This is a genomic window from Paraburkholderia unamae (assembly GCF_003096875.1).
GTDB lineage: Bacteria > Pseudomonadota > Gammaproteobacteria > Burkholderiales > Burkholderiaceae > Paraburkholderia > Paraburkholderia unamae.
The window spans coordinates 154077-170625 of sequence record NZ_QEOB01000002.1; the positions used below are offsets into that span (position 1 = coordinate 154077).

Consider the following 16549-nt stretch of genomic DNA (forward strand, 5'->3'; position numbering starts at 1 on the left):
ATGACTCAAATGGCGCTGGTGATCGACCTGAACGTTTGTGTGGGGTGCCATGCCTGCGTGACGAGTTGCAAGGAGTGGAATACCTCGGGTCAGGCGGGCAGCCTCTCCGATGTGCGGCCCTATGACGCCGATCCATCGGGCACGTTCTTCAACCGCGTGCAGACCTATGAAGCCGGTGAGTTTCCGGACTCGGACACCATCCACTTTCCGAAATCGTGCCTGCATTGCGAAGATCCGCCGTGCGTGCCGGTGTGTCCGACCGGGGCAAGCTTCAAGCGCAAGGAAGACGGGCTCGTGCTCGTCGACTACGACAAGTGCATTGGCTGCAAGTATTGCTCATGGGCTTGCCCCTATGGCGCGCGCGAACTCGACGAAGCCCGCCAGGAGATGACCAAGTGCACGCTGTGCGCGGACCGCATCTACAACGAAGCGCTGCCCGAACGCGACCGCAAGCCGGCCTGCGTGCTCGCGTGCCCGACATCGGCGCGCATTTTCGGTGACATCCACGATCCCGAGTCGGATGCCTCGAAGGCGATCCAGGCGCGCGGCGGCTATCAGCTCATGCCGGAGTGGGGGACGAAGCCGTCCAACCACTATCTGCCTCGCCAGAAGACCGCGAGCGGTTGCGGCTCAGGTTCATGCGGATGCGGCGGCGAGGCATCGGCGGCCGCACCCGTGAATGCGCCGGATTCGGGCGCACCGATCGACCTCGTGAGCCTGGCGATCCGGCGCGGCGCGCCGGCCGCGCCGCGCACGAAGCGGCCCGATCAGCGCGATCAGCGCAATCAGCAACCGGATGCGGGCAAGCTCAATCTGGCTGCCCTCGCAACCCGCGTGAAGTCGCTGTTCGCTCGCACGCGCCCCGCGGCGACCCAGGAGATTTAAATGAGACCCGCATTTTCCGTTGTCTTCCTGACCACGCTTTCGGGTGCGGGCCAGGGGCTCGTAATCGCGCTTTTTGGCGCGGAACTGCTCATGCGTTTGCATCCCGCCTGGAATGCGTTACTTCACGTGCCGCCGTCCTTTTATGAATTCGGCGCGGCGCTCGCGCTCGTGCTCGGCGGGCTGGGGCTCCTCGCGTCGTTCTTCCATCTGGGTCACCCGGAGCGCGCGTGGCGCGCGGTTGCCATGTGGCGCACTTCGTGGCTCTCGCGCGAATGCCTCGCGCTGCCCGTGTTTCTCGGCACGACGTTTCTGTACGGGCTCGCTCACTGGATGAATGCGCCGTGGTCGCTCGCCATCGGCGCGCTTGCCGTGCTCGCGAGTCTCGGGCTTTTCTTCTGCACTGCGATGATCTACGCGTGCCTGCGCTTCCTTCAGGAGTGGGCCACGCCGCTCACGCTCGTGAACTTCCTGCTGCTCGGTTGCGCTTCGGGCTTCACGATCGCAACGGCGTGCGCCGCGTGGCTCGCGCCCGATATCGCACCGGGCCTGGGGCTCGCCGCATGCGTGCTCACGGTGGCCGGCTGCGTGAGTCGCGTGGCCACGCTCGCGCGCAATGAACGCTTGCGCCCGCGCTCGACGCTGCAAAGCGCCACCGGTATTCAAGCGAGCAAGGTGCGGCAGATTTCGCGCGGCTTCACGGCAAGCGCGTTCAACCTGCGCGAGTTCTTTCACGGCCAGTCGGACGCGACCCTGCGCCGCGTGAAGTGGGGCTTTCTGCTGGGCGCGTTCCTCGTGCCGCTCGCGCTCGTTGCGCAGGGGCTCCATCCGCTTTCCGCGACACTGCTCCTCGCGGCGTGCGTCGTGCAGTACCTGGGGCTCCTCGCGGAGCGCTGGTTCTTCTTCGCACAGGCGCGCCATCCGCAAAACCTGTACTACCAGCGCGCAGCCTGAACGGCGCCGGCTAGTCGACGACCTTCTTCGCGACCACGAAGCCGATCACGAGGAAGACCACGCACAGCACCAGGAAGATAAAGAACAGGATCTTGGCAATGGCGGCCGCCCCGGCCGCCACGCCCGTGAAGCCGAACAAGGCCGCGATGACGGCCACCACGGCGAAGAACAGAGCCAGCTTGAGCATGATCGATTTCCTCCTCGCGTGAGCGCGCGGCGTTGCGGGCCGCGCGACTCGATGGATTGTCGCCGCACCAGCCCAGCAATCGATGTGCCCGGCCGATGCGTCCATCGTCTCAACGTCCGGGGAACGGCGCGAACGCGAGGCTGCAATCTACGGGCGGATTCGCCGGGCCGGCCGTGGTTTGCGTCACGCTCACGCCGTTGCCGAGGTTCTGCAACGGCAGTGTCGTACCGCCCGCACCCACTGATATCTGTGCGTCGGCGGCCGTGAACGCGTTCGGAGCGGCGTCCGCCACGACGTTGTTCAGCGTGATCAGCAAGGGGTTCACGACGGGCGGATTCGGCAGCCCGCTCGCGCCGGCTTTCCATCCCGAGCCCGAAAGCAGGGCACTTGTCGAGTTGAAGCCCTGCAACGTGTAGCCCGAAGCGTTGACGATGCGAACGCCGTCGAGCGTGATGTCGCGGAAGTTCGGATAGAGTCCCGCGTTTGTCGTCGGGCTGTAGTAGGGCGAGAAAACCAGCGCCTGCGGGCTGCGTATGCAAACGTTCGAATAGCGGACGTTCGAGACGAGACCGCTGCGGCTCCAGTCCGACTTGATGCGCAGGCCGTTGTCCGCGCCGTTGATCGAGAGGTCGTAGACATTCACGTTGCTGATGCTCGGGTACACGCCGTTAATCGCCGCGATGTCGCTGTTCACGGCGCCGTTGTCCGCGCCCGCCGACTCGCTGCCTATCGACATGCCGTGGCCCTCGTAGAAGTGGCTGTGCGCGATCGTCACGTTATAGGTGCGTCCGTTGACGGGCGCCGTGCCGCCTTTGATCGCGACGTTGTCGTCGCCGGTGCGGATCGACGTGTAGGCGATCAGGATGTTGCTCGCGTCGCCTGCAAGCCTGCCGGGGTTGCCGGGATTGCTGGTGATCGGCCCGGAACTTGCGGGGTCGATGCCGTCCGTGTTTTTCGCATTGAGCGTGCTATAGGGGACGCCCAGGTAATTGGTCATCGCCTCGTAGGGCGCGGTCGGCGTATAGATCTTCACGCCCCACGCCACGAACCCGTCAACGCCGCTCGGAACGACGTGGAACTTGGGCGCGTTCTGCAACGTGATGCGGTAGAGCGTGAAATTGCGGCCGTTGTTGATCTGGATGAGCCGCGGATTGTTCTGCGATGCGTTGAGCACGACATTCGCTTTCCAGCCGATGTCCCACCAGCTCATGGCCGTGCCGTCCGGCCGCGGGAGCAAGGCGGTGTCGCCGGGCACGCTGCTCACGAGCGGGCTGCCGCCGCGGCCGTCGATCGTGCCGTCGCCCATCACGGCGCTGTAGCTCGTTTTCGACGCCGTAATGAGCGCGGTGCAGCCGTTGTCGCTCGCCGTGATGGTGCCGCAGGTGGGCGTGCCTTTGGTCTTGTCGAACTGGCGTGGATCGCGCGAGGCGAACAGCGTCACGCGGCGGTCGATCCAGAGCGTCACGCCGCTTGGCAGCGTGAGCGGGCCGGAGAGAAACGCATTCGCGCCGTTCGGGCCCGAGGCGAGGCGCACGGCCTTGTTGGTGGCTAGTCCGGTGCTGCTCGCGTTGGCGCAGCTCGTGAGCGCGGTCTGGATGCGCGTGGTGTCGGGTGCGGTGTTGGCGGCGTCTGCGCTGTCGGGCAGCAGGCCGCTTGGCAGCGTCGCGAGGTTGGCGGTGAGCGTTGCGCAAATCTGCGCGGCCGTTGGCAGCGAGGGCTCGGGCGGGAGGTCGCTGTCCGTCGTCGTCGTGCCGACCTGGAAAGCGGGCGTTGTCGAGCCGGAGCTGCCGTTGTCCGCGTTGCCCCCGTTGCCCGAGCCGTTGCCGGTCGACGTGCCGCCATCGGTTGCGGCGCCGGTGGAGCCGTCGCCGTTCGCGCCGCTACCGGATGTACCGCTGTTTGCGCCGCTGCTGTTTGATCCGGTGTCTGCGCCAGCGGTGCTCGACGAACCGGTTGCGGGCGCAACCGGTTCAGGTGACGCATCGCTTGCCGGGGTATTGGCGGCGGCAGCCGCATCGCTGGCGGCGGAGGCGGGCGTGACGACTGCCGCTGCGCCGTCGTTGCTCACACTGTCGCCGCCGCTTTTTTCCGTGGGCGAGTCCGAGCCCCCACAGGCGGCGAGCATGAGCGTGACGGCGAACGCGCTGAGCCATGCTGGACCTGGCAGCCCCGCACGAAGAAGATTGAGCGCGCTTGGGCGCTCCGGACGAAGGGGTTCCAGTTCGCGGCAGGGTTCCATATGTGATCCCATCGGAAAGCGGTGAGCAGGTTGGATGACGCAAGCAAGTTATTTGACAACGTGGTTGGTTGATGAGTGTTGTCAAACAACGGCGCGTAGTTTAGTGCTCCGATGTTTCTGGATCACACCTGGTGGAAGCCCTGGAGATTGATGCGGGATAAATGGGCAGGATGGCGGCGTGGGTGTGTCGTGCAGGGCGATCCCATTGGATGGTTGCTGAAAACCTGTTGATTCCTGTCACCGTAAATCGCAATTGCGTCGGTGCAAGTGGCCTTGAAAGGAATCTGGATCAATCCGCCGAATTCACGGGCGAAGACGGTTGCTGTCCTCGGACCCAGGCGTATTAGGACAAGCGCCTTCCCGTAATCCCACGCATGGCGACGGCCAGGCAGATGCTCTCTAGTTGATGTCGCGCAAATAGCGCCCGGAGCGAAAAGAAAAACGGCCCGGCGTGCGCAAGGCACACACCGGGCCAAACCGGCGCCGCACGGGGGAGCACGGCGCCTTCCGAGGGGAGTGCGCGAGAGGGGCTGCGCGACGCGCGCGCGGGGGGGCTTACAGGTAACAGGTCCCGTCGACGTAAGCCTTGCGCCAGCGGACGATCCTCACGCTCTCGAACAGGTCGACGAGCGTGAACGGGTCCTGCGCGATGAAGCGCTCGGCTTCCTCGCGCGTTTCGACATCGACGATATAAATGCCGCCGCCCGCGCCGCTGCCATCGTCGTTGAGCTTCGCGCCGCAGGCGAGCAGCAGCGGCTTGTGGCGCGCGAGGAATTCCAGATGCAGGTCGCGCTCGCGGGCGCGCACGTCGGCGTGACCGGGCTTGTCGAACGTTTCGATGAGAAAGGCCATGACGTGCTCCGCTCAGTTCGGCGCGATGGCCGAGGGATGCTGGGCGAGCGGCGTCACGCTGATCTTCATGAACGGGAAGAGCGGCAGCGCGGAAAGCAGCGTGTGAAGCTCATCGTTCGACTCGACGTCGAACACGCTGTAGTTCGCGTATTCGCCCGCCACGCGCCACAGGTGGCGCCATTTGCCTTCTCGTTGCAGCTTCTGCGAAAACGCTTTTTCTTCCGCTTTCAGGGCGTCGGCGAACGCGGCGTCGGTGCCGTGCGGAATCTGCACCTGCATGTGCACGAGATAGAGCATGGGGGTCTCCGTTGGGAACAGGGTTCGGGGAAGGGCGGACCGGAGCGGATCAGCCCCAGGCGAGAATGGCGACCGAATAGACGATGCCGATCCAGAACATCATGATGACCGTGTAGCCCATGATGTCCTTGAGTTTGAGCTTCGAAAGCGCAAGCGCGGGCAGGATCCAGAACGGCTGCACCAGATCGTTCCATGCGTTGCCGAGCATCACCGCCGTCGAGGTATGACCCACGGAGGCGCCGATCGTCTTTGCCGCCTCGATCATGAACGGGCCTTGAATGACCCAGTGGCCGCCGCCCGAGGGCGCGAAGAAGTTGATGACGAACGAGCTGATCAAGCCCCAGAACGGCAGCGTGCCGGGCGTCGCGACCTTCACGAATGCTTCGGATAACGTATTGACGAGACCCGACGACGCCATGATCGCCATGATGCCCGCGTAGAACGGGTACTGGAGGATGATGCCGCTGATCGTGCGAATGCCTTCGTTGAGCTTCTCGACATAGCGGATCGGCGTGCCGAGCAGCAGGATGCCAAGGAACAGAATGAAGAAGTTGATGAGATTCAGGTCGATCGAGCCGCCTTGCACGAAGTGCAGCGCGACATAGCCCATGCCGATCAGGCCGATCACGTAGCTCAGAATGCGGCTGTTGTTCAGGCGGTTGGCGAGCGTGTTGCCTTCGTCGAGATCGACGCCGAGCGCGGCGGCCTTCTGATGCGTTTCTTCGAGCGCGCGGTCGATTTCCTTGATCGGCTGGCCCGCCTTCGGATGCAGCCACGCGTTGAGCAGCGGCAGCGTGATGATCGTCACGAGGCTCGTGATGAGCATGGTGGGCGAGAAAATCGTTTCGGAGAGCGGAATGATGCCCATCTGCGCTTCGAGCGGATGTCCCTTCGTGGAGATCAGCACGGGAATGCTCGCCGAAAGCCCGAGGCCGTAGAGCGTGAAGCCGCTATAGGCCGAGGCGATGATGAGCGGGTAGTGCACGCCCTTCACGCGCATGGCGAGCTTGCGCGCGACGATGCCGCCCACCACGAGGCCGAAGCCCCAGTTCAGATAGCTGCCGATGCCGCCCACGAGGGTCGCGACGATGATCGCCATGCGCGGGTCGTTCACGCGCGCGACGAGGCGGTTGAGGAAGCGGTCGGTGAGCGGCGCGGTGGCGAGCACATAGCCCATTGCGAGAATCACCGCCATTTGCGTGGTGAACGCGAGCAGCGCCCAGAAGCCCTTGCCCCAGCTCGTGGTGAGCGCCGTGATGGCTTGCCCCTGCACGATGACGGCGAGGGCCATCGTCAGCAGGGTGAGGCCGATGGCGAAAACAAAGGGATCGGGTAAGTACCGGCGCATCAGCTCGGTAAAGAACGCGGTGACTTTCTGCATGGCTGTGTCTCTATCTGAATCGTAATAGTTGTCGGGTCTCTGCTCGCGCGGCTGCGGCGTCTACGAATCGTCCCGGTTCATGGTCTTGCGATGGCGGGCGAGTTGCATGAGCTCGCGGTCGCGCCAGCCCACGCGTTCGTCCCACTGATCGAGCGGCAGCGCTTCGCGCCTGGCCGCGGCGACCTGCGCGACGAGTTCGGGCGTCCACGGATCGTGCTGACCGCGCTCGGCGCCCATGCGCTCGTACGACGGGCCCATCTTCTGCGCATGCGAGGCAATGCCGCCGCGCGTGTTCAGATCGACGGTCTCGAACGGGCCGATCACCGACCAGCGCGGACCGAGGCCTTCGCGCATCACGGTGTCGATGTCCTCCACCGACGCCACGCCGTCGCGCACGAGGCAATACGCCTCGCGCAACACGGCGCCTTGCAGCCGGTTGAAGATGAACCCTTCCACTTCCTGCTTCACGCGCACGGGTTTCATGCCCGCTTCGCTGTAAAGCGCGATGGCGCGATCGGCAGCCGCGCCGGACGTAAAGGGCGCGGGCACCACTTCGATCACGGGCACGAGGTAAGGCGGGTTGCCGGGATGCGCGACGAGGCAGCGCGCGCGGCCGGCCAACGTTTCATCCACGAACTTCGAAGCCGCGAGGAACGACGAAGCGCTCGCGAGAATCGCTTCAGGAGGTGCTGCGCGGTCGAGTTGCGCGAAGATCTCGCGCTTGAGTTCGGCGCGCTCGGGCGCGCATTCCTGCACGAGATCGGCGTTGGCGGCTGCGGCTTCGAGCGTGTCGACGATCTCCACGCGCGCGGCGATGTCGTTCGCGCTTTCGTCGAGCAGGGCGAATTGCGTGAGGTCATTCAGGCGCAATGCGACTTCTTCCGGCGCGGCGGCGCGGCGCGCGGCGTCGGGATCGTAGAGACGCACGCGCCAGCCGGCGCGCGCGAAGCAGATCGCAAACGCCACGCCTATGCTGCCCGCGCCGACAATGCCGGCCTGACGCGGCGGGCGCGGATCGTGGTTCGTCATTCTCACACCCCCGCGACGCCGACGGTCATGCCGCCGCACACATAGAGCACCTGGCCCGTCACGAAGCCGCTGCGCGCATCGAGCAGATACGAAGCGGCGTGCGCGACGTCGTCGGGCGTGCCCACGCGCTTCACGGGCACGGCGTTGATGATGGCCTCGGTGCGCGGCGCGCCGGGCGGATTGGCGCGGTCGAAGAGTTCGGTGCGGATCGGGCCCGGCCCGATGGCGTTCGCGGTCACGCCGAACGCGCCCAGTTCGAGCGCCCACACGCGCGTCATGCCGATCAGCGCGGCTTTGGTGGCTGAGTAGGCCGTGCGCAGTTCCTTGCCGAGCGCGGCGCGCGACGACATGTTGACGATGCGCCCGAAGCCCGCGGCCTTCATGCCGGGCAGGAGCGCCTGCATGCACTGCTGCGCGCAACGCACGTTGAGCGCCCACGCGCGTTCGAGTTCGTCGAGCGACTGATGCTCGGCGTCGTTGGGCACGACCACGCCCACGTTGTTGATGAGGCGCGTGATCGGGCCGCCTTCCAGCGCGCGGGCGAGCGCGGCGGCGGTCGCTTCGACGCTGGAGAGGTCAGCGATGATGCCGTCGCCCACGCGGTCGATCACGACCGCCTCGTAACCGTCGGCCTCGCAGCGCGCGGCGCACGCGGCGCCAATGCCGGCGGCGCCGCCGGTGATCAGGACTCGTTCTTTAGCCATGGTCTTCTGGGATGCAAATAAAACAGAGGAATACGAATCGATTGATTACACGGTGGCGACCGGCGTGACGGGCGAGCCCATCGCGCCCGGCAACCGCAGCGGCGGCGCGGTGAGCATGAAGTGCGAGCGCTTGTGCTCGCGCAGCCACACAGCAAGATCGCGCAGATACCAAAGCTCGCCCAGCGGCAGCCCGAGCTTGAAGAGGCAGTGGTGATGCAGCGGCATGAGCGGATGCTCGCCGGGCGTGGCCGGTGCGCGCGCGGGATAGCGTTCGACGGCGTAGTTGTCGGCGGCGAGCGCGGCGATGCCCGAGTCGCTGATCCATTGCAGCAGGCGCTCGTCGCGCCCGTCGAGCGCGCTACAGTGGTTCGCCAGCACGGCTTCGTCGGGCTGGCGGTTCATTTCCAGCACCATCTCCGCGAAGCCGGTGCGCAGCACGAGCATGTCGCCGCGCTCGACCTGCACGCCGTCGGCTTCGATCACGCGCATCAGGTCGTCGTAGCCCACGGTGCGCAACTCGCGGCCGAAATGCGCGGTGAAATCGACCAGCACGCCGCGCCCCTGCATGCCCTTCACGGCGAGGTGCTCGATGCCGAGCACGTCGGCGTGGCTATGCTCGCCGCCGCACGCGTGGGGCGCGAAGTTCGCCTCGGCGCGGTATTCCACCGGGCCGACCACGTCCACGTTCGCGCGATAGCCGTTGTAATAGACGCTTTCGGCCACGCCGTCGCCGTTGGCGTCGAAGCGTGCGCCCACGTGCGCGAGCGAGTCCCACTGCGTGGAGTATTGCAGCGAGAGCAGCACCTGGTCGTCGCTCACGACATCGGTTGCGCCCGCTTCGTTGCGTGCGAACGGAAAGTTCACATAGGGCAGGCCGTCACGAAATGTCGGGCGCAGCACGGGTGGATGGCGTCGCACGTTGAGCTTGCTCTCGCCGGGATAGTCGAGCGGCAGGGAGAGCGTGAACGTGAGGCCCGCGCGAATTTCCTGCGCGCCCTTGAGCACCTGCTCGGCGCCGATGAGATTGGGGCGCCCCAGTTGATCGTCGGGACCGAAGTCGCCCCAGTTCGAGCCTTCCGGCCGGTTCTTCCAACGCATGTTGTCTTCCTCCACTTCAGCTTTGCCGCGCGGGCCGGATGGACCGGTTGCGCGCTCGCATCGCTGCATTCGGGTGTCCGAGGTGTCCGGGGCGCCCAAGGGCTCTCAGGCGGCGAGCAGCGACGGCGGGATTTGCGCGTACACATCGAGCAGCGCCTTGACGGCGTTCTGCTCGTTCTTCAGCAGACGCGCCTTGGGCGCGCCGATGACGAGCGCAAATGCCTCGCCATGAATCAGGAAGCCGCGCGCGAGCCCGGCCACGTCTTCCACGCTCTGGCCCGTCGAGCGATGCCAGCCGTCCGCCACGCCCTGGTCGACTTCGCTTTCGAACGCGGCGCGCTCGATGACCGAGCCGTCGCTCGACGTCAACTGCGGCGCGCAACTGTCGAGCAACTTGCGCCGCGCCGCAGGGGCCAGCGCGCCGAGCAGCGCCTTGCCGGCGGCGCTGGCGATCGTCATGAAGCCGCCCGGCTCGTCGCTGTAGCGGATCTTCTGGCGCGACTCCATCACGTCGAGATAGACCACGCGGTTGCCCGCGAGCGTGGCGAGCGCGGCGGTTTCGCCGGTAGCGTCGCGCAGCGCCGAAAGCAGCGGCTGGAACATCAGCGTGAGCGGGTCCTCGCTGCAAATGTCGCGCGCGACATGCAGCAGCCGCTGCGTGGGGTAGTAGCCCGCCTTCACGCCCGGCGCGTACAGATAGCCTTTGGCCACCATCGTCTGCAACAACGCGTGGCAGCTCGACAGGGGGATCTCGGTTCGACGCGCGATCTCGCTGTAGATCATCGGCTGCCGCACTTCGGCAAAGAGGTTGATCACGTCGAAGACGCGCACTGCTGTTTTCACATCCATGAGAGCATTATCGGCATATCGATAACCAGCTGACAATACGATTACGGGTAAACACCTAAATGGCGGCAATCCCGGCTGGTTCTGCGCCCGGGCGAGCTACGGGTTATCCCTTGGTTGACGGGAAAGCACGACCGTCCGATAGTCCGCACCCTCCGGCAGTTGTTCGTTAATTGAAAGACTGTTCGATATTCGAACGTCGTATCGAGCCCTTTTTGGGTGATGACCCAAGTCGCTTTCCGATTGGAAAAAGCTGTCGGAGCCGGCGCGTTTCGTTCAGGAAACCGCCGCTCGAAATCGAAATCTGGAGACGTACCTTGGCAGCAACTCCCCTCGACACCCAGCATCGCCAGGCCCGCAAGGCGGGTATCGCATCGTTCGTCGGCACGACGATCGAGTGGTACGACTTTTACGCGTACAGCACGGCGGCCGCGCTCGTGCTCGGCAAGCTCTTCTTCCCCTCCACGAATGCGCTGGTCGGTACGCTGGCCGCGTTCGCCTCGTTCTGGGTGGGTTTTCTCGCGCGTCCGATCGGCGGCATCGTGTTCGGCCACCTGGGCGACAAGGTGGGCCGCAAGAAAACGCTGATCGTCACGCTCATGCTGATGGGCGGCTGCACCACGCTCATGGGCCTCTTGCCGACGTATAACCAGGTGGGCGTGCTCGCGCCGGTCCTGCTCATCCTGCTGCGCCTTACCCAGGGCATTGCAATGGGCGGCGAGTGGGGCGGCGCGGTCGTGCTTTCTTCGGAACATGCGCCGAAGGGCAAGGAAATTCTCTATTCGGCGTTTGCGCAGCAGGGCTCTCCCGCGGGCAATCTGCTCGCCACGGTCGCGTTCCTCGTGATCTCGATGCTGCCCGATCACCAGTTCATGACCTGGGGCTGGCGCGTGCCGTTCCTGATGTCGGCGGTGCTGGTGGGCGTGGGGCTTTTCATTCGCATGAGCGTGGACGAATCTCCCGCGATGAAGGAATTGCAGGCGAAGAACAAGGTGGCGAAGCTGCCGATTGGCGAAGTGCTGCGTCACCACAAAGGCCTTGTGGCGATGGGCGTGGGCGCCTGCGTGATCGCGCTTTCCGCCACCTACTTCAAGACCACCTTTGCGCTTTCGTGGGCCGTGACCTCGATCGGCTTCGACCGCACGCAATTCCTGAGCGTCATCACGTTCGCCATTGTCGTGCAGTTGATCGTGCAGCCGTTCGGTGCGGTGCTCGCCACGAAAATGGACCTGAAGAAAGCGATCATCTACATGCTCGTGCCCGAGATCGTTGCGTTGCCGCTGATGTTTTCGATGATCGCCACCGGGTCGACGAAGCTCGCGATGATCGGCATGGCGCTCGCCTCGATTCCCCACTCGCTCTACTACGCGGCCATGGCCGGCATGCTGGCGAAGGCCTTCCCGGCGCAGGTGCGCTACACGGGCATTTCGCTCGCCTACCAGATTTGCGGCATGGTGTTCGCGGGCACGACGCCGATTCTCGGCCAGTACCTGCTGAGCGCGACGGGCAGCATCCTTTCCGTGGTTGCGCTAGGCGTGGTGCATGTGCTGATCACGCTGGTTTGCGCGCTGATGCTCGTGACGCGCATGCAAGCCGAGGGCACGCTGGAGACGCAGCGCGTGGTGACGGCGCGGACCTGATCCGCTGAATTTCGACGTTGTATGGCAAGCGGGGCGCGGGCGATGGAACCTGCGCCCCGTTTGCGTTGAATCACTTGCTTTTGCGCGTTTCGTAACGTATCGTTTTGATACGTTACGTTTCGAGCTATTAGGAGGCAAGGTGCATTCACGCTTCGACCGTTTCAAGGCAACCCCGCTCGCGGGCCAACTGGAAGCCTTGATCGACGCGCCGTATCGCTACGCGGAATACGCGGTGCTCTCGCGCGTCGGCGTGGCCGCGATTGCGGCCGTTGCCGGCGAAATCGCGCAAAAATTCCCGGAAATCGGCGAAGACCCCACAGCGCGCCAGTATTGCGGCGCGCTCGTGGCGGAGGTGATGCGCCGCCACGGGCATGAAGTCGCGCAGGCGCGCGGGCGTGTGAGCGGGGCGCTATTCAGTTACGGCGCGGTGTTCAGCGCGCAGCCGCTCGCGCTGCCGTTCGAGGCCGTGATCGACGCGCTCGCAACGATGCCGGAGCGCTTCACGGCGCTCGTCAAGCGCACGCCCATGAATCGATGGGCGCGCCGGCCGCAGGGCACGGGCTTTTCGCTGCTGGAGCACGCGTGCCATTTGCGCGATCTCGATGCCGTTTTCGCCGAGCGTTTCAGCGCGGTGCGCAAGTCGCATCTGCCGGAAATCGTCTCCGTGAACGGCACGGCGCTGGCCGAGGAACGCGAATATATGCGCCAGGATCTCGTCGCCGCGATGGGCGAGTTCGGCGAAGGACGTCGCCGTCTTTGCGCGTCGCTCAAGCGCCTCACGCCCGAGCAGCGGTTGCGCTGCGGGCTGCGCGACGGCGTGCGGCGCATGACGCTGGAAGAACTCGTGCGCGAGTTGCTCGACCACGACCGCACGCATGCGCTGGAACTCGATGAACTCGAAAGCGAATTGCGGGAAGTGGCTTAGGGCCGGTGATTAGCGGGAACAAGGCCTAACCCCGCGCCTTCTCCGCTTCCTGATACAACTCGCGCAGCGACTGCCCGAAAGTGGCGTCCACGTCGCGCAGCGCGCCCGCACGCGTGAACATGGCGACGGGCGGCAGCGTCCAGTCGAGCGTGTACGGCACGACCGCCACGCCCGCGAAATGCACGAGTTCCTCGGCAATGTCGGCGGGCACGATCGACACGGTGTTCTCGTTCGTGCCGATCATTTCGCCGATCAACCGCGACGTGTAGCTCTCCACGATCGGCACGGGCGGCGCCACGCCCGCGTGCAGGAAGAGGTCGGATATCTGCTCGCGGATGGGCGTGTGCGGCGCGCCCAGTATCCAGTCCAGCTCCACGAGCTTTTCCCAGTTGAGCTTGCTGCGCGCGAGCCGCGCGGCAAGCCGCCGGCTGGCGATGAGCCGCGGCTTTTGCTGATGCAGCACCTCGAAGCGCAACTGCGAGACATCCACGGCCGAAGACGCCCGCCCGATCACGATATCGAGTGTGTGGTCGCGCAACTGCGGCAGGAGCGCGTCGCTCGTGCCTTCGTGGATCGTCATGGTGACGCGTTGCGGCAGGCGCGATTGCGTGAGGCGGATCGCGGCGGCCAGCGTGCGCCCGGAGATGAATGGAATCACGCCCACGTGCACGCGCGTGGCGTGGCCGGCCACCACCGCTTCGATGTCGCGCGCGAGGTGGTCGAGGTCGTGCAGCATGGCTTGGGCGCGCGTGAGCACCACGTTGCCGAGCGCCGTGGGCGTCATGCCGCGCGAGGAGCGCTCGAAGAGCGGCGCGCCGAACATGCTCTCCATTTCGGCCAGCGCATTGGTCACGGCGGGCTGGCTGGTCGCCATGTGCTCCGCCACGCGCGTGAGCGAGCCGTGCTGGCGGATCTGCAAGAGCAGGACCAGATGGCGCATTTTCAGGCGCGTATTCAACCGCCTCGTCACTTCGTCGATACTGAAAGACACGATAACCGGGGGTATTACCAAAAAATGATGGCCCCATACTAAATCAAAATGGCCGCCTTATGAGGGCTCTCTAGAATCGCCTCATTCGAACACGCCGGGCCGCGCCAGCCTCCAGCCGCGCAAGCCGGGCCCCATCCTATCGAGTGAGGAACATGAACAAGACCGATCGTCAGGCCGCTCTGGAATACCACGAGTTTCCCACCCCGGGCAAGATTTCGGTGACGGCCAGCAAGCCGCTCGTCACCCAGCGCGACCTCGCGCTCGCCTATACGCCGGGCGTGGCCGTGGCCTGCGAGGAGATCGTCGAGAATCCGCAGAACTCGTTCCGCTACACCGCTCGCGGCAATCTGGTGGGCGTGATCACGAACGGCACGGCCGTGCTCGGTCTCGGCAATATCGGCGCGCTGGCTTCCAAGCCGGTCATGGAAGGCAAGGCGGTGCTCTTCAAGAAGTTCGCGGGCATCGACGTGTTCGACATCGAAGTCACCGAAAGCGATCCGGACAAGCTCGTGGACATCATCGCGAGCCTCGAAGCCACCTTCGGCGGCATCAATCTGGAAGACATCAAGGCGCCGGATTGCTTCACGGTCGAGCGCAAGCTGCGCGAGCGCATGAAGATTCCGGTCTTCCACGACGACCAGCACGGCACCGCCATCACTGTTTCGGCCGCGTTCATGAACGGCCTCAAGGTGGTGGGCAAGGATATTTCGAAGGTCAAGGTCGTGACCTCGGGCGCGGGCGCGGCGGCGCTCGCGTGTCTGGACCTGATGGTGGATCTGGGCCTGCCGCTCAAGAACATCTGGGTGACGGACATCGACGGCGTGGTCTACCAGGGCCGCACGACGCTGATGGACCCGGACAAGGAGCGCTTCGCGCAGGACACCTCCGCGCGCTCGCTTTCCGAAGTGATCGAAGGCGCGGACGTGTTCCTCGGCCTGTCGGCCGGCGGCGTGCTCAAGGCGGAGATGGTCAAGAAGATGGCGGACAAGCCGCTGATTCTGGCGCTCGCCAACCCGACGCCGGAAATCTTCCCCGAGGTCGCGCTCGAAGCGCGCCCGGACGCGGTGCTCGCCACGGGCCGTTCGGACTTCCCGAACCAGGTCAACAACGTGCTGTGCTTCCCGTACATTTTCCGCGGCGCACTCGATGTGGGCGCAACGACCATCACGCGCAACATGGAAATCGCGGCCGTGCATGCGATCGCCAAGCTCGCGGAAGAAGAGCTGAATGATTCGGTGGCGGCGGCTTACGGCGCCTACGACCTGCGCTTCGGCCCGAAGTACCTGATTCCGAAGCCGTTCGACTCGCGCCTGATCGTGCGTATCGCACCGGCCGTTGCGAAGGCCGCGATGGAAGACGGCGTGGCCACGCGCCCCATCGACGACTTCGGCGCCTATACGAACGAGCTTCAGCAGTTCGTGTATCACTCGGGCGCGTTCATGAAGCCGATTTTCGCGGCCGCGAAGCAGTTCGTGCGTGACGGCGGCAAGTCGCGCATCGTGTTCGCCGAAGGCGAGGAAGAGCGCGTGCTGCGCGCGGTGCAGGTGATCGTCGACGAGAAGCTGGCGCGCCCGATCCTGATCGGCCGCCCCGAAGTGCTGCTCGCCCGTATCGAGAAGTTCGGCCTGCGTTTGAAGCTCGGCGAAGACGTCGAAGTCACGAACCCCGAGTACGACGAGCGCTTCCACCAGTACTGGACGACCTATTGGGAACTGCGTTGCCGCGACGGCATTTCGAAGGAAATGGCGCGCGTGGAAATGCGCCGCCGCCTCACGCTGATCGGCGCGATGATGGTGCGCCTGGGCGACGCGGACGGCATGGTGTGCGGCACGGTGGGTGCGTATCACGACCACCTGCGCTTCGTCGATGAAGTGATCGGCATGCACCCGAGCGCGAACACGTATGCGGCGATGAACATTCTGCTGCTCGACAAGCGCACGGTTGCGATCGTCGACACGCACGTGAACGACAACCCGAACGCCGAGCAGATCGCCGAATTCACGCTGGCGGCCGCGCGTCAGATGGAATGGCTCAATCTTCAGCCGAAGGTGGCGCTGCTCTCGCGCTCGAACTTCGGCTCGGGCAGCTCGGCCTCGGGCACGAAGATGCGCGAAGTGCTCAAGCTCGTGACGCAAAAGAATCCCGACCTCGAAATCGACGGGGAAATGCACGGCGACTGCGCGCTCGACGAAGCGCTGCGCCTGCGCATCCTGCCGCATTCGAAGCTCAAGGGCGCGGCGAACCTGCTCGTGTGCCCGAACGTGGACTCGGGCAACATCGCCTACAACCTGCTCAAGACGGGCGCGGGCAGCAACGTGGCGGTGGGACCGTTCCTGCTGGGCGTGAATGCGCCGGTGAACGTGCTCACGTCGAGCTCCACGGTGCGACGCATCATCAACATGGCCGCCCTGACCGTGTTGCAGGCGAACCGCGACTAAGCGAATCCGAAGGACGCCTTTGTGGCGTCCTGATGAAAAACGCGCGATGGCTTCTTGCCGTCGCGCGTTTTTTTATTGGCGCGAGG

General features: G+C 65.1%; 14 protein-coding genes and 1 pseudogene. 5 read left to right on the forward strand and 10 right to left on the reverse strand.

The window, feature by feature from the left end:
* Both C7402_RS04610 and C7402_RS04615 read left to right on the forward strand, forming a co-directional pair.
* Positions 1-732, forward strand: a pseudogene (locus C7402_RS04610) (4Fe-4S dicluster domain-containing protein); the annotation flags it as partial.
* A gap of 153 nt (positions 733-885) precedes the next feature.
* A complete protein-coding gene (locus tag C7402_RS04615) occupies positions 886-1836 on the forward strand; it encodes a dimethyl sulfoxide reductase anchor subunit family protein (protein WP_116609769.1) in 951 nt (316 codons plus the stop codon).
* Positions 1837-1846: 10 nt separating this feature from the next.
* Here the strand turns inward: C7402_RS04615 and C7402_RS04620 are convergent, their stop codons facing one another.
* The 9 genes from C7402_RS04620 to C7402_RS04660 all read right to left on the reverse strand — a co-directional run bounded on the left by C7402_RS04620 (position 1847) and on the right by C7402_RS04660 (position 10472).
* On the reverse strand, positions 1847-2023 hold the full coding sequence (locus C7402_RS04620; protein ID WP_112169646.1) for a DUF1328 domain-containing protein: 177 nt from the start codon (positions 2021-2023) through the stop codon (positions 1847-1849).
* Positions 2024-2132: 109 nt separating this feature from the next.
* Entirely contained in the window at positions 2133-4262 is a 2130-nt protein-coding gene (locus tag C7402_RS04625) for a glycosyl hydrolase family 28 protein (RefSeq protein ID WP_116609770.1), read from the reverse strand.
* 555 nt (positions 4263-4817) lie between these two features.
* On the reverse strand, positions 4818-5114 hold the full coding sequence (locus C7402_RS04630) for a YciI family protein (protein ID WP_112169645.1): 297 nt from the start codon (positions 5112-5114) through the stop codon (positions 4818-4820).
* Between the two features lie 12 nt (positions 5115-5126).
* Positions 5127-5411, reverse strand: coding sequence for a muconolactone Delta-isomerase (gene catC / locus C7402_RS04635; RefSeq protein ID WP_116609771.1), 285 nt, complete (start codon positions 5409-5411; stop codon positions 5127-5129).
* A 49-nt stretch (positions 5412-5460) separates the two neighbouring features.
* Positions 5461-6792, reverse strand: a complete 1332-nt coding sequence (locus C7402_RS04640; protein ID WP_116609772.1) for a short-chain fatty acid transporter — start codon at positions 6790-6792, stop codon at positions 5461-5463.
* Positions 6793-6852: 60 nt separating this feature from the next.
* Complete coding sequence (locus tag C7402_RS04645) at positions 6853-7821, reverse strand: 3-hydroxyacyl-CoA dehydrogenase (RefSeq protein ID WP_116609773.1); 969 nt, start codon at positions 7819-7821, stop codon at positions 6853-6855.
* A gap of 2 nt (positions 7822-7823) precedes the next feature.
* Positions 7824-8525 carry an SDR family oxidoreductase gene (locus C7402_RS04650; RefSeq protein WP_112169641.1) on the reverse strand — a complete coding sequence of 234 codons (702 nt, stop codon included), beginning with the start codon at positions 8523-8525 and terminating at the stop codon, positions 7824-7826.
* A 45-nt stretch (positions 8526-8570) separates the two neighbouring features.
* The gene (locus tag C7402_RS04655; protein WP_116609774.1) at positions 8571-9623 is read right to left on the reverse strand and encodes a cyclase family protein; all 1053 of its coding nucleotides are present in this window, start codon (positions 9621-9623) and stop codon (positions 8571-8573) included.
* A 105-nt stretch (positions 9624-9728) separates the two neighbouring features.
* Positions 9729-10472, reverse strand: a complete 744-nt coding sequence (locus C7402_RS04660; protein WP_116609775.1) for an IclR family transcriptional regulator — start codon at positions 10470-10472, stop codon at positions 9729-9731.
* A 314-nt stretch (positions 10473-10786) separates the two neighbouring features.
* Here C7402_RS04660 and C7402_RS04665 point away from each other — a divergent pair, with 314 nt between their 5' ends.
* Together C7402_RS04665 and C7402_RS04670 are read left to right on the forward strand one after the other, a co-directional pair.
* Positions 10787-12109, forward strand: a complete 1323-nt coding sequence (locus C7402_RS04665) for an MFS transporter (RefSeq protein WP_112169638.1) — start codon at positions 10787-10789, stop codon at positions 12107-12109.
* A gap of 139 nt (positions 12110-12248) precedes the next feature.
* Positions 12249-13034 (forward strand): DinB family protein, encoded by a 786-nt coding sequence (locus C7402_RS04670; RefSeq protein WP_116609776.1) that lies wholly within the window; start codon positions 12249-12251, stop codon positions 13032-13034.
* A 25-nt stretch (positions 13035-13059) separates the two neighbouring features.
* Here C7402_RS04670 and C7402_RS04675 read toward each other — a convergent pair whose 3' ends face one another.
* Positions 13060-14025, reverse strand: coding sequence for a LysR family transcriptional regulator (locus tag C7402_RS04675; protein WP_112169636.1), 966 nt, complete (start codon positions 14023-14025; stop codon positions 13060-13062).
* Positions 14026-14177: 152 nt separating this feature from the next.
* On the opposite strand from C7402_RS04675, the gene C7402_RS04680 reads away from it, so the two are divergent.
* On the forward strand, positions 14178-16463 hold the full coding sequence (locus C7402_RS04680) for an NADP-dependent malic enzyme (protein WP_112169635.1): 2286 nt from the start codon (positions 14178-14180) through the stop codon (positions 16461-16463).
* Positions 16464-16549: the final 86 nt, after the last annotated feature.

Coding starts and splice junctions, on each gene's coding strand:
- C7402_RS04640 (WP_116609772.1), bottom strand. CDS start 6,792: ATGCAGAAAGTCACCGCGTTCTTTACCGAGCTGATGCGCCGGTACTTA.
- C7402_RS04680 (WP_112169635.1), top strand. CDS start 14,178: ATGAACAAGACCGATCGTCAGGCCGCTCTGGAATACCACGAGTTTCCC.
- C7402_RS04615 (WP_116609769.1), top strand. CDS start 886: ATGAGACCCGCATTTTCCGTTGTCTTCCTGACCACGCTTTCGGGTGCG.
- C7402_RS04655 (WP_116609774.1), bottom strand. CDS start 9,623: ATGCGTTGGAAGAACCGGCCGGAAGGCTCGAACTGGGGCGACTTCGGT.
- C7402_RS04645 (WP_116609773.1), bottom strand. CDS start 7,821: ATGACGAACCACGATCCGCGCCCGCCGCGTCAGGCCGGCATTGTCGGC.
- C7402_RS04650 (WP_112169641.1), bottom strand. CDS start 8,525: ATGGCTAAAGAACGAGTCCTGATCACCGGCGGCGCCGCCGGCATTGGC.
- C7402_RS04625 (WP_116609770.1), bottom strand. CDS start 4,262: ATGGAACCCTGCCGCGAACTGGAACCCCTTCGTCCGGAGCGCCCAAGC.
- C7402_RS04620 (WP_112169646.1), bottom strand. CDS start 2,023: ATGCTCAAGCTGGCTCTGTTCTTCGCCGTGGTGGCCGTCATCGCGGCC.
- catC (WP_116609771.1), bottom strand. CDS start 5,411: ATGCTCTATCTCGTGCACATGCAGGTGCAGATTCCGCACGGCACCGAC.
- C7402_RS04630 (WP_112169645.1), bottom strand. CDS start 5,114: ATGGCCTTTCTCATCGAAACGTTCGACAAGCCCGGTCACGCCGACGTG.
- C7402_RS04660 (WP_116609775.1), bottom strand. CDS start 10,472: ATGGATGTGAAAACAGCAGTGCGCGTCTTCGACGTGATCAACCTCTTT.